Origin of the sequence: Lysobacter yangpyeongensis (genome assembly GCF_042655745.1) — a bacterium.
Classification (GTDB): Bacteria; Pseudomonadota; Gammaproteobacteria; order Xanthomonadales; family Xanthomonadaceae; genus Agrilutibacter; species Agrilutibacter yangpyeongensis.
In genome coordinates, this window is record NZ_JBHSNM010000001.1 from 293,800 (window position 1) to 306,798 (window position 12,999).

9 protein-coding genes are annotated in these 12,999 nt (G+C 63.1%); 7 read left to right on the top strand and 2 right to left on the bottom strand.

The annotated features are described in order from the left end of the window. Window positions 1-20 precede the first annotated feature (20 nt). The 3 genes from ACFPN1_RS01305 (at window position 21) to ACFPN1_RS01315 (ending at window position 4,600) form a co-directional block, all read left to right on the top strand. Window positions 21-3,089: a metallophosphoesterase gene (locus ACFPN1_RS01305; protein ID WP_386752321.1), complete on the top strand. Its 3,069-nt coding sequence runs from the start codon at window positions 21-23 to the stop codon at window positions 3,087-3,089. Window positions 3,090-3,452: 363 nt separating this feature from the next. Continuing rightward, window positions 3,453-3,965 (top strand): REP-associated tyrosine transposase, encoded by a 513-nt coding sequence (locus ACFPN1_RS01310; RefSeq protein ID WP_386752323.1) that lies wholly within the window; start codon window positions 3,453-3,455, stop codon window positions 3,963-3,965. 179 nt (window positions 3,966-4,144) lie between these two features. Beyond that, window positions 4,145-4,600 (top strand): pyridoxamine 5'-phosphate oxidase family protein, encoded by a 456-nt coding sequence (locus tag ACFPN1_RS01315; RefSeq protein ID WP_386752325.1) that lies wholly within the window; start codon window positions 4,145-4,147, stop codon window positions 4,598-4,600. A 468-nt stretch (window positions 4,601-5,068) separates the two neighbouring features. On the opposite strand, the gene ACFPN1_RS01320 is transcribed toward ACFPN1_RS01315, so the two are convergent. After that, window positions 5,069-5,536, bottom strand: a complete 468-nt coding sequence (locus ACFPN1_RS01320) for a hypothetical protein (protein WP_386752327.1) — start codon at window positions 5,534-5,536, stop codon at window positions 5,069-5,071. Between the two features lie 290 nt (window positions 5,537-5,826). On the opposite strand from ACFPN1_RS01320, the gene ACFPN1_RS01325 reads away from it, so the two are divergent. From ACFPN1_RS01325 to ACFPN1_RS01340, 4 genes are all read left to right on the top strand, one after another. Continuing rightward, complete coding sequence (locus ACFPN1_RS01325) at window positions 5,827-8,304, top strand: alpha/beta hydrolase family protein (RefSeq protein WP_386752328.1); 2,478 nt, start codon at window positions 5,827-5,829, stop codon at window positions 8,302-8,304. A 220-nt stretch (window positions 8,305-8,524) separates the two neighbouring features. Next, window positions 8,525-9,340, top strand: a complete 816-nt coding sequence (locus ACFPN1_RS01330) for an alpha/beta fold hydrolase (protein ID WP_386752330.1) — start codon at window positions 8,525-8,527, stop codon at window positions 9,338-9,340. Between the two features lie 562 nt (window positions 9,341-9,902). Beyond that, a complete protein-coding gene (locus tag ACFPN1_RS01335) occupies window positions 9,903-10,640 on the top strand; it encodes an N-acetylmuramoyl-L-alanine amidase (RefSeq protein WP_386752332.1) in 738 nt (245 codons plus the stop codon). 189 nt (window positions 10,641-10,829) lie between these two features. After that, window positions 10,830-11,108, top strand: a complete 279-nt coding sequence (locus ACFPN1_RS01340) for a hypothetical protein (protein WP_386752333.1) — start codon at window positions 10,830-10,832, stop codon at window positions 11,106-11,108. Between the two features lie 746 nt (window positions 11,109-11,854). Here the strand turns inward: ACFPN1_RS01340 and ACFPN1_RS01345 are convergent. After that, window positions 11,855-12,715: a diguanylate cyclase domain-containing protein gene (locus ACFPN1_RS01345; protein WP_386752335.1), complete on the bottom strand. Its 861-nt coding sequence runs from the start codon at window positions 12,713-12,715 to the stop codon at window positions 11,855-11,857. Between the last annotated feature and the right edge of the window lie 284 nt (window positions 12,716-12,999).

Consider the following 12,999-nt stretch of genomic DNA (forward strand, 5'->3'; position numbering starts at 1 on the left):
TATTCTCAGGGGGAGAGACGATGCTGTTAATTGCACACATCACCGATATCCATATTCTTAACGACTTGGATCCTGCTCTCGCGCGACCCGAAAAAATCGGCGCAGCAATTGCGAGCCACGTAGGGATCGACGACCAGCTCGTCATCCTCGTTACTGGTGACGTGGCCCAAAGCGGTCGCGCCGACGAATACCAGCTCGCCCTGACATTCTTTCGACGTATTCAGCAATACGTCAAAACCGAATCAGGAGTTGAGTCGCGTTTCATTGTCTGCCCCGGCAATCACGACTGCGACCTTTCAGGGCCGCAGGATCTGAGAAAGCTAGTCCTCAAGCAATTGTCCGAGAAACCAGCGGACGAGCTTTCCCCGCAGTTCCTCGACACATGCGTTCGCGTGCAAGACGAGTTTTTTCGCTTTCGCTCTGACCTCACGGGTCAAGCGTATCTAGATGGAGCTGATCGTCTTCGCTATCACGAGGTACTGGATATACGCGGTGTGCGCGTCGCATTCGATTGCCTGAATTTGGCGTGGGTTTCGCAACTAAAAGAGGACAAGGTAACGTTTCCTGCCTCAATTTTGCCCGGATGGCGAGCAGACGACGGTTGCGTTATCACGGCGATGCATCATCCTTTTAATTGGCTGCACCCTTCGTCTTATCGAGATTTCCGAAGAAGGGTTCGTGCCAATGCCGACTTCGTGTTCACAGGTCATGAGCACGAGTGGAATGTGGTGGAAACCGAGGAGCGTGAGGCCGGCCGATGCGTGCAATTTGAAGGCTCGGTTCTTCAAGAGCGGCGCTCCGAAGTTTCGGGATTCGCAATCGTAGAGCTCGATCTGGCCGGGCAGCAGTACCGAGTTTTCAAGTATGCATGGGGCAGCACGCATTATGAGCGACAAGACTCGGGTGCGTGGGCACGCTTCCGCCGATTTGAGCTAACCGCGCCTGCTGATTCTTGGGTGCCCACTAAGGCAATCGAGCGTGAGCTCTCTGACCTTGGCGCTACATTGCGCGTAGGGGGCAAGGCCGACGTATGCTTGGAAGACGTGTTTATATTTCCAGACCTTGAGGCCGCCTCAGACGATGGTGACGATGCCTCTACGAGCGTTCACGGAGAGACGCTTGTTCAAAATCCGGCTAACGCTAATGGCTTCGTGCTTGAAGGGGATGATCGGTCAGGCCGTACAACGCTTCTGAAGCACTTCTTTCGGAAATATTACGACGCCGGATGCGTGCCGATATTGATTAATGGCACGGTAATGTCACGTGCAACAGAAGATGCGGTCGATGCGATCTTGGAATCGCACATTCGAGCCCAATATGACCGGCTGCTCCCCGACTATCTGCAGCTGCCGCGTGCAAAACGTGTGCTACTCATTGATGACTTCGATGAGGTGCCAATCAAGTCCGAGCGCGCTCGAGCGCAACTGCTCAGCCGTTTAAGGGCGCGCTGCGGAGCTACTGTGCTCTCCGTTAGCGACGTTTTCGAGGCGGCGCAGTTTGCCGACATGGAGGATGGTAGCGCCGACGATGCGCTCCCGAAATACAGGATTCTCCCATTTGGTCGCCTAAGTCGAACGAAATTGATAGGCAAATGGGTGACGATTGATTCGGAAGAGTTCCTTTCCGAAGACGAGCGAATCGCCCGTATTGACGAAGCCACAAAGTACATGGAAACCGTAGTCCGATGGAACGTCGTCCCAAGATATCCCATCTACTTGTTAACGCTTTTGCAGGCGCAAAAGGCCGGGAGTCCAGAAAACTTTAAGGACAGCGGGCTGGGTTATTACTACCAATACTTGATAAGCGACTCGATGCTAGCGGTTGGGCTGGCGAAAGATGAGCTTACTGAGGTCGAGCAATATTGCAGCCAGTTGGCATGGTGGATAAAGGGACTCGGGAGGACGTATGTATCGTTCGATGAGCTTGGCGATTTCAATAGGGTGTTCGCCGAAAAATGGGTCGGGCTAGATTTTGCGCTCCTTCGAGATCAACTACTCCGCTGTCGCATCCTTAGCGCTACGGGCGAGATAGTCGAGTTCCGTTACAGCTACATCTACTACTTTTTCGTCGCCAAATACCTGGCCGAGAATTTTGATGAGCCAGAAGCGCAGGAGTTTGTTGCGTCTGCGGCGAGTCAGCTCTATGTTCGATCGAATGCCAACATTTTGGTATTTCTTACCCACTTTGCAAATAAGTCGACGGTCATTGACGCGATCGTGGCCACGCTCAAAGAGCAGTTCGGAGGCCTTCCGATTGCGCAGTTCGCTGATAGAAACGAGTCTGTCGAAAAGATGCTTCGGCAACTCCCTGGAATTGTCTACGAAGGCGGAAAGCCAGAGGAAAACAGGGAGGCGGAGGCTCGGCGTCAAGACGCATTGCGACGGGAGCCGCACGACGGGTTGCGAGACGCTGCAGAGGAGGCGGAGGAGTTAAGTTTTTCTGCGCGCCTAACGGTCGTTTTCAAGACAGTAGAAATCCTTGGGCAGATACTTAAAACGCAGTATTCAAGGATCCCTCGCGTCAAGCGCGAGGCCATAATTGAGGAAATGCTCAATGGACCGCTTCGTGCATTGGAAGTTTTCTATGCGAGTCTGCGCGAGAGTCCGGAGTCGCTGGTAGCCGATTTCGAAGCTCGGTTGGCCGAGGAGGGCGGTGATGGCGATGCCGACTCCCGGAGGACGATCGCGGAGAAGGTTGTCGGCTCGATCGTTCTGAGCATAACGTTCGGCTTCATCAGGAAAGTTGCGGAGGCGGTCGGATCAAATGCAATTGCCGACGACTTGCGGGCAGTCGTCCAACGCCGTGCCGATCTAGGTCACATGCTTATCCGTCTTGCCACGCTACTGGATGGGCAGCGTGGGCTGCCTCGCGTTGATATCGAAGCAGTCCGCCGTGGTGGGGCGGGTAGCCTAATTGTAGATCGAGTAGTACAGGTGTTGGTCGTCTATCACATGTACATGTTTAGGACGAGTTTTCCTGATATCGAATGGGCCCACAATGTGCTTGGCATACCAAATAGGGTGAAGCTGCGTACCATGATTACTGGCAGCTCGCTGATGCGACAAAGCGGTCCGCCTAATAACCGGTAGGGACTAATGGGGACGGACTAATGGGGACGGAGGCAATTAAGTCGCCACGCTCGTAGCTCTCGTCGCGAAACCATCGCTGGGTTGATAAAGCCAACCCAGCCTACGCATCGCCAACCAAGATCCGCCACCCGGCGGGTCTCGTGTTTTCCAAACCTCCCATCCCTTTTGGCAACGCTCCCGCTCCGATCGCCCATACGGCCGTACGGCGGGTTAAAACCCGCCCTACACCTTCTCGCGGATTTGCGTAGGGTGGGTCTTGACCCACCGCTTTTGCGGCGGAGCGGTGATATCCGCGGCATCGGCTGACATGTGCGCGCGGCGTTTTCCGATGGGGGTGTCGGTCGGGGAGCGGCAACGTGGGGCATGCCCAACTATCGACGTGCCTGGGTGCCGGGTGGCACCTATTTCTTCACGGTCAATCTGCTCGAACGCGACCGGCGGCTGCTGGTTGATCGCATCGATGATCTTCGCGGTGCGTTCCACATGGCAAGGATTGCGCGCCCGTTCGACGTGGTGGCCGTGGTGGTGTTGCCCGATCACCTGCATTGCGTGTGGCGCCTGCCAGAAGGCGATGCGGACAACGCAACGCGGTGGCGTCACATCAAGACCCTGTTTTCCCGATCCATAACCGCTGGCGAGCGGCGTTCACGCCGAAGGCAGGCCAAGGGCGAACGCGGCATCTGGCAACGCCGATACTGGGAACACCTGATTGCGGACGAACGCGATCTCGCCACGCATGTCGACTACATCCATGCGAATCCGCTCAAGCATCGCCATGTGGCACGGGTGATCGATTGGCCGTATTCGAGCTTCCATCGTTACGTGCGTGATGGTGTGTTGCCGTCGGATTGGGCTGGCGGGACGTGGCGGAGGTGAGCGGATGCGGGGTATGGCGGGGAAGGCGGGTTAGACCTGTCTATGGCTGGCCGTGCGGCGGGTTGAAACCCGCCCTACGCTCGCTGCTGGGACCGGGGTTGACCTGCGTCAATGCCGGCCCCTTGCGGCGTGCCCATGCTCGGTGCGTCCCCGCTGGGACGCCGACCGGGAGCGCACCCATGGACGCTTCGATGCACCGCAGGATCGTTGACCTGCTCGATTCCCACCGCGTCATGACGATCGCGACGCTGCGGCCGGACGGCTGGCCGCAGGCGACGGTCGTCGGCTACGTCAACGAAGGCCTGACGCTGTACTTCCTATGCGGGCTCGACAGCCAGAAGGCGGCGAACATCGCGCGCGACGATCGCGTGTCGATCACGGTCGGCTCGGACCCCGACGACGTCATGCGAATCACCGGCCTGTCGATGGCGGCGCGCGCGCAGCCGGTCCTCGACCCGGTCGAAGCGGCGCGGATCATCGCCCTGCTGCCGTCGCGCTACCCGCTGCAGACCGTGCCGCTTCCGTTCCCGATGCCGAGCCCCGAGCAGGTCCGGATCATGCGCGTGCAACCCACGGTCGTGTCGGTGCTCGATTACTCTCAGGGCTTCGGCCATATCGATCTGGTGGAGTGCTGAGCAACGCTCGCAAGGGCTTAAGCCCGCCCTACGCCTGTAGGTCGGTCTACGCGGCTGTAGGTGGGCTTGAGCCGAGCCTCGCGGCCCGGTCCTTCGCCGTTGCACCCGGGGAAGCCGCTTTGGGGTGACTCTCTTTGCCTGGACCAATGGGGACGGAGGTAACTAAGTCGCCCGGCTCGTAGCTCTTCGTCGCGAAACCATCGCTGGGTTGATAAAGCCAACCCAGCCTACGCATCGCCAACCAAGACCCGCCACCCGGCGGGTCTCGTGCTTTCCAAACCTCCCATCCCTTTGGCACTCGCTCCCGCTCCGATCGCCCGTAGCGATCACACAAAGAGGGCTGTAGGGCGCAATGAAATCGCGCCGCATGTCTGTCCGGAACCGATGCACTCGGTGCATGACGCCTTCGGAGGGAATTGATCCGAAGGGCAGTGTCGCGGCAGCACTTCGGAAGCGTACGTCCTGTCGCTACCAGGTAAGCGACACAAACACCCGCCAGCGATGCTGGGCATCGCCCGCGATCTGTCCGTGCTGCATTTCCCAGGTGTATCCGCACTTCGACGATGACGTCGCGGCCGTGTACCGATACACGTGATACTCGTACAGCTCTTCCGGCCAGCCGAGCCGCTCCCACTTGCCGCTGTCCTTGATGAGCGCCAGGTAGTCGCGGCGGAGCGCGGACATCTGGTCGAAGTTCATCAGGCCGAACCATAGCCTGCAGTACCGGTCTCCGCACCTGACCCCATCGATCGTCGCGCCTTGCGGGATCGGCACTTCTTCGGGCCAACCTGAGGGGACACCGGCGACGGAGCCGCCGACAGCGGTGGCCGATCTCCCGGCCTGTGCGCCGACAACGTGCATCGAGGTGCAGCCGGCCAGCGCCATGCTTGCGGCCAGGATCATGGCCAATGCCCCATTTTCGCGGTATCGATTCATTTCTTCCTTCCTCTTTGGACCATCGGTCGCAATCCGCGATCGAATCAAAAAGACCGCGGAAGTATGTGCGTTCCCGAACGCCGCCGCGGAGAACCATGGTCGCCCGCCGACGCGCCGGGTTGAACGAAATTGCGCCACAAGCCCGTCCGGCGACCTGCGATATTCTGTTTCCGGGGCGGGCGAGAGCCCGGCAGGACTTGAAGTGGGGACGTGGCATGTCGCAGGTGGGAAGGGGCGGTGGAGGCCGCCCGGTACGGGTTCGTCGCGGGTTTTCGCGATGGCTGTTCGCGATGGTATTGATGGTTTGCGCACTCGACGTGCTGGCCATGCGCCGCATCGATCCGGGCGAGGATCCGAAGCTGGCGCCCGACGAAGGTCTCGTCGTGCTTTCCGTGGACACCAGCGCGCCCATCAACACTGTGCACATCGCGCGCGTCGGCGGTGGCACGGCCACGGTGCTCAATTACATGGCGGTCGGGCGCAATCCGCATCTGTATGCGGCGAAGGCGGGCGAGTACGAGTGGTCGCAGATGAAGCTGACCACCTACAACATGTACAGCCGGTTCAAGATCGGCAAGCCGGAATTCCGCTTCACGGTCGTGCCGGGAAAAATCGTCTATCCAGGCGATCTCGTGCTGCGCCCGACGAGTCTCACTTACTCGTATATCCAGGTGCACAACCGCACGCTGCCGATCATGGACTGGCTGGAGGCGAAGCATCCGGACGTGTACCGCCGGCTTCCGTTCGAGTACACGGGTTACTACCCCGATCCCTTTCCCGACTACTACCGCGCGGCCGTAGCGAAGCATCCCCATCCGGGCGCCGACCTCAATGCGGGACGTGAAGCGCCGAAGCCTGCGGCGCTGCCGATCCCGGCGGATGTGATGTGGAAGCCGTCGCGCATCGCCGCCATTGCGCTGAATCCGACCGGCGACCTGCTCGCCGAAACCGTGCGCGAGGAAAAGGGCTACTGGGCCCTCAACCTGATCGACCTGCGTGCCGGCGTGTCGCAGGTGCTGACGACGACGTGGAAGCTGCCCGACACCCTGGTATGGAAGGACAGCCGGACGCTGATCGCCGCCAGTGGCGGCTGGCACGGCGAGCACACCGTCTATGAGGTCAGCTCGCTCCTGAAAGGCGACAAGCACGAGGTCAGGGCGCTGCCGGTGTTGGGCGAGGGCCGCATCGTCGATCTGCTGCCGCAGGAACCGGGCACGATCCTGTTCGAAGGCTACGACACCGCCGGCAAGCTGGTCGTGCACCGCGTCGTGCTGGTCGGCGACAAGTCCATCCGCGGCTTCGTCACCGCCAAATCGCGCGATCGCCTCAATCAGGGCGCCAGCAACGACCGTGCGTGGTTCGCCGACGGCAACGGTCGCCTGCGCGTGGCCATCGTCGCGCGCGACGACACCAGCGTGCTGGTGCACGGCACCGACGGCGTCTTCCACGATGTGCTGAAGGCCGACGACGATTTCACCTTCGATCCCGTCGGCCTGTCCTTCGACGGCAACACCATCTACGGCCTGACGGACGAGGATCGGGCGCAGCGCGACCTGGTCGCCCTCGATCCCGTCTCCCGCAAGATCACACGCACGGTGTTCTCCAAACCCGGCATCGATATCGTCAGTGCAGTGTTCAACAGCAGGCGCGAACCGGTTGCCGCGCGCTACTACGAAGACGGCCGCGTGGTGACCGAGTACTTCGACGATGCCAACCGCAGGACCGGCGAATGGATCCGCACCGCGTTTCCTGGCCGGCAGGTGATGGTGATCGATCGCAGCGACGACAATAAGCAGCTGATCCTGTGGGTGGACGGGACCGACGCTCCGCCGCAGATCTATCACCTCGACGTCGCCAGCAAGCGGGCGTCGCTGCTGGAAGACGTTGCGCCGTGGTTGTCCGGCAAGACCTTCGCGAGCGCGCATGTGATCAAGGCGAAGAGCAGCGATGGCCTCCAGGTCGAGGCCTTCCTCACGCTGCCGGCCGGCAACGGCAAGCGACCCCTGGTGGTGTATCCGCATGGCGGACCGGTCGGGGTCAGTGACGACCTCAATTTCAACCGCGACGTGCAGTTCCTCGCATCGCAGGGCTATGCCGTGCTGCAGGTGAATTATCGCGGTTCGGAAGGCTACGGAAAGGCATTCCGCGAAGCGGGATATCGCGGTTGGGGCCGGCAGATCGAGGACGACATCGATGCCGCGCTACGTGAGGCGCTTGCGGAATATCCGCTGGACGAGTCGCGCATGTGCACGCTGGGTGCCAGCTACGGCGGCTACTCGGCGCTGATCTCGGCGATCCGCAACCCCAGACGCTTCCGCTGCGCCATCTCGATGTCGGGTGTCAGCGATCGCGCATTGTTCTTCAGCGCCAGCGACAACGTGCGCTCGGTGAAGGCGCGCGAACAGGTCGAGCGCCTGCTCGGCAATCCGCGCACGGACATGGCCGAGATGCAGGCGACCTCGCCGCTGTATCACGCGAGCGAGCTCACGCTCCCGGTGATGCTCGTGCACGGCCGCGAGGACGTGCGTGTCGACTTCGAGCACACCCGTCGCCTGGTGCGCATGCTCAACCTCGAGAACCGCCCACCGGTGGTGATGGCCATTCCCGACATGGGACATAGCCTCGACGAACCGGCCATGGCCGACGTCGTGTGGACTGGGGTCGCCGGTTTCCTGCAGCAGTATCTGGGCGCGCCATCGGCACCGGCGGCTGCGAAGGCGGCGGATGCGGCGCCTGTGCCGGCACCGGCGGAGCAGACGGCGAAATAGCCCGCGCAAGGCGGAGAAGGCGGGCTTGAGCCCGCCCTACGTCACTGGTGAGGGGCTCATCCAGGCGAGCTTGAGCCCAGCCTACGCGCATCCCAAGGCGCACCTACGCACAACTGCGTCCAGCTATCTACATGACCGAGTGCACCGGTGCTGAAGCCATCGGCCCATCCACAATCCGCGCATCGACAACGTGGAGGTTGCAATGGGGATGAGGTCCGGAATGAAGGGATGGATGCTGTCGTTCGCGCTGGTGTGCGCAGCGGCGACGGCACAGGCAGGGGAAGTGCAGGTCGCTCGCACGGGTTACACCCTGCAGGCGGACCAGCAGGGGCAGGGCGCGGTCACCGTGGTGTTCGAATCCGGTTTCGGCCAGGGCGCGAGCGTATGGAAGGACACGATTGCCGACCTCGGCGCCGATTGCACCTGCATCGCCTATGCGCGCGCGGGCCTGGGGAAGTCGGGGACGGACGGTGCAGCGAAGACCATCGAGCAGCACCTGCAGGATCTCGCTGCCGTCATGGACAAGCTCGCGCCCGATCGCAAGGTCGTGCTCGTGGGTCATTCCTACGGCGGCCTCCTGGCGACTGAGTTCGCGCGTCGCTATCCGCAGCGGCTGCTCGGACTGGTGCTGGTCGATCCGGCCACGATGGGCCAGCGCCACGTTTTCATGCAGGCCGACCGCGAGCGCGTGCTGGCCGACGACAAGACCCTGCTGTCGATGCTGCCGCCGAACATGGCCGCGGACTACAAGTTGCTGATCGCCCAACTGGACAGCGACACCGCCGCCACGCCCCGCAGCCTGCCGGACCTTCCCGTGGCCCTGCTCACCTCGACGCAGGTGGCGGCCGAGCCGTTCGTCTTCGAGGAAACCGCGCAGGGCAAGGCCTTGTGGAAGCGCGAGCACGCGGAACTCTTCGCCGGGGTGACACGCGGACTGCACCGGTACTACGCGACCGGACACAACATTCATCGCGAGAATCCGAAGGCCGTGGCCGAAGCGATCCGGTTCGTGGCCGGGACGTCGCAAGGCGAGTAAGGCGGGATTGCCCCCGTAGGGCGCAATGCAATTGCGCCGCATGCCTGTCCGGAGCCGATGCATCCGGCGCTTACGCCTTCGGCTAATGCGCCCTACGGATGGCGGGTCAATCGTCGTAGCACCGTAGGGCGCAATGCAATTGCGCCGCATGCCTGTCCGGGGCCGATGGATCCGGCGCATTACGCCTTCGGCTAATGCGCCCTACGAGTGGCGGGGCAATCGTCGCAGCCCCCCGTAGCACCGTAGGGCGCAATGCAATTGCGCCGCATGCCTGTCCGGAGCCGATGCATCCGGCGCATTGCGCCTTCGGCTAATGCGCCCTACGAGTGGCGGGGCAATCGTCGTAACACCGTAGCACCGTAGGGCGCAATGCAATTGCGCCGCATGCCTGTCCGGAGCCGATGCATCCGGCGCATTACGCCTTCGGCTAATGCGCCCTACGGATGGCGGGTCAATCGTCGCAGCACCGCAGGGCGCAATGAAAGCGCGGCGTGACCCAGGCATGGACTCACGCATTCGATGCAAGCACCATGGGTGCCCTTCGAATGCGTGGGGCTTGTCGATGCCATCGAATCCTTGGCGACTGGCGCTGATCTGCATCACCCTGCTGCTGGCCGCGTGCACGCACGCGCCGCCGCGCAATCCGATGGCGCAGTGGGTGCCGTCGCCGAACCACAGTGCGCGCAAGCCCATGCTGATCGTCCTGCATTACACCGAGCAGCAATCGGTAGCGCACAGCCTGCGCACCTTGCGCACGGGCAACTCCGATGGGCCGGTCAGTGCGCATTACCTGATCGGTGAACAGGGCGAGCTCTACCAGCTCGTCGCCGATGAGCGTCGCGCCTGGCACGCCGGGGGCGGCAGCTGGGGCACGATCAGCGACGTGAACTCGGCTTCGATCGGCATCGAGATCGACAACGACGGCCAGGAGCCTTTCACCGAAGCGCAGATCGCCATGCTGTTGCGCCTGCTCGGCGATCTGTGCACGCGCCACGGGATTCCACGCACGAATGTCATCGGCCACGCCGACATGGCGCCGTCGCGCAAGATCGATCCGGGACGCCTGTTTCCGTGGCAACGCCTCGCGGAAGCGGGCTTCGGCCGCTGGCCTGCGGCGGATCGCGGCCCCACGCCGCCCGGGTTCGATCCGATGCTGGCACTGCGCCTGCTGGGTTATCCGCTGGACGATCCGGCGGCCGCCATTCGCGCGTTCCATCTGCATTACCGCGGGATCGATACGACGACGCTCGATGAGGAGGATGCGGGCATCCTCCATGCCCTGGTTGTCGGGCTGCGGTGATGCGCGTGCGGCGGCCTTGAGCCCGCCCTACGGCCGCTCCGCCCGCTGTGCCGGCGTCGTACATGAGCCGTCGCGGGGGCGGGGCAGTGACGTGTTTCACCGATCGCCCCTGCGCATCATCCGATCTCCATTCCACGAGGGAGGCCGGCCGCGCTAACCTTGCGCCGTTCCGGAAGCTGGGTGGCATGGATGAGAGAAACCGTCGTCGGTCTGGTGACGCCGCATCTGTTGCGGGTCGTCGACCTGGCCAAAAAGGCAGATTTGGGCGTGAACGTGGACTGGCATCTGCGCGATGCGCTGGCCGCGACCCTGAGTGAGCTGGGTGACCTGCACAATGCGTCGGCGTTGCTGACCGCTTTTGCCGATGGGCTGGAAGCCGCCGCGCGTCAGGCGCCGGCGAGCCGCGCCGGGTATATCCGGGTCCTGCAGACCGCGGCCACCTCCGCGCGCAATCGCGCGCGGGACTGAAGGGGGCGGCCGCCCGTAGGAGCGGGCCACGCCCGCGACGCGATGCGGGAAAGGCTCCCGGTGTCGAACCTCGAGCGCGACCCTTTGAGCTTCGACTGCCGAAGCTGTTCATCTCCCCACTGAGACTTTTTGCCTCGATGCCCAGGCGCCCGAGCCTCAGGCCCGAGCTGTTCTGCCTCGCGCACGAAGCCTTCGGCCTCGCTTCCCAGCCTCCGGGCTTCGACACCCGAGGCTTTTTGCCTCACCCGCGAGGCTTTTTGCCTCGACGCCCAGGCAGCCGAGCCTCAAGCCCGAGGCTTTTTGCCTCACCCGTGAGGCTTTTTGCCTCGACGCCCAGGCTGCCGAGCCTCAAGCCCGAGGTTTTTTGCCTCACCCGTGAGGCTTTTTGCCTCGACGCCCAGGCTGCCGAGCCTCAAGCCCGAGGCTTTTTGCCTCACCCGTGAGGCTTTTTGCCTCGACGCCCAGGCTGCCGAGTCCCAAGCCCGAGCCTTTTTGCCTCGCGCTCAAGGCTTTCTGCCTCGACTCCAAGCTCCTTTGCTTCATGTTGCGTGCTCCGAGCTTCATCGCGAGGCTTTGGGCCTGCCGGGCTGCCTTTCGCGATCGCCACGTTCGTGCTGTGGGATACCGCAGGATGGCACGCGTTCGCCGCGCGGCTGCTGGGCCCGTGATGCGCTGAAGCCGGTCGGGCAAGGCCCGTGCGGCCATGCCGAACGAAATCCTGCGCTTAGCGCGAGGGATGCCGTGCCTTATGCGCGGCGGCGCGCTGCCTGCCGCTTGTCCGCATACATCGCGCGGTCGGCGTTGGCCAGCAGCGTGTCGAGATCGCGTCCGTCGCCGGGGTAACAGGCGATGCCGACGCTGGCGTCCAGCTGGAGGGGGCCATCGGGCAGCGTGTAGGGCGGTTGCAGGCGTGCGCGCAGGGTGTCGGCGATGGCGCCTGCATCGGCCGCATCGCTGCAGCCAGGCAGCAGCACCACGAATTCGTCGCCGCCGATGCGCGCCACCAGATCGCCGTGGCGCAGGCTTTGCTGCAGGCGTTGCGCAACTTCGCGCAGCACCTGGTCGCCGGCGCCGTGACCGCACCGGTCATTGGCGGCCTTGAAGCCGTCGAGGTCGAGATACAGCACGGCCAGGCCGCCGCCGGACTGCGCGGCGCGTTGCATGTGTTCCCGCAGGCGACGCTCCAGCAGCAGGCGGTTGGGCAGGCCGGTCAGGAGGTCGTGGGCGGCGCGGTGCTCCAGTTCGCGCTCGGCGCGGCGCAGTTCGGAGATTTCGCGCGCGACGCCGATACGCACGCCGTACTCGGGCAGCCAGCGCGCCGACCACAGGATGTCCACGGCGTGGCCATCCTTGTGCAGGTAGCGGTTGCGGAAATGGCGCTGGAATTCGCCGTCCATCACGCGCTCGGCCTGCTGCATGGTCGCCGCGCGGTCGTCGGGGTGGACCAGGTCGAACGCGCGCAGTCCGATCACCTCGCCGGGGGCATAACCGAAGATGCGCTCGAAGCTCTCGCTCACGAAGAGGTAGCGTCCGTCGACGTCGACCAGGCACACCGCATCGGGCAGCAGGTTCAACACGTCGGTGAGGGGAGGCAACTTCGGAGTCATCGGTTTTGCGAAAGCCGGCACCGGTGGATGACAGGCGCATCCGGCGCCAGGAACCCAAGGATAGAGGATCGGGGATCACCCCGGGACAGGCGACCGAAACGGCAAAGTCGCAGTCAGGAAGTCGTAGACACCAGCGTAAGCACCCGTCGTTGAGGATCGATTCCCGCGCGGCAGAGCGGGCCGGCCTTGACCCGATGCACTGCGCAGGTGGGGAGGGGTGCCCCTGCACACGTTGTGGTTTCCGTGCGAGGCCGCCAGCCATTGGCGGCCTGGTGCAGGCGGTA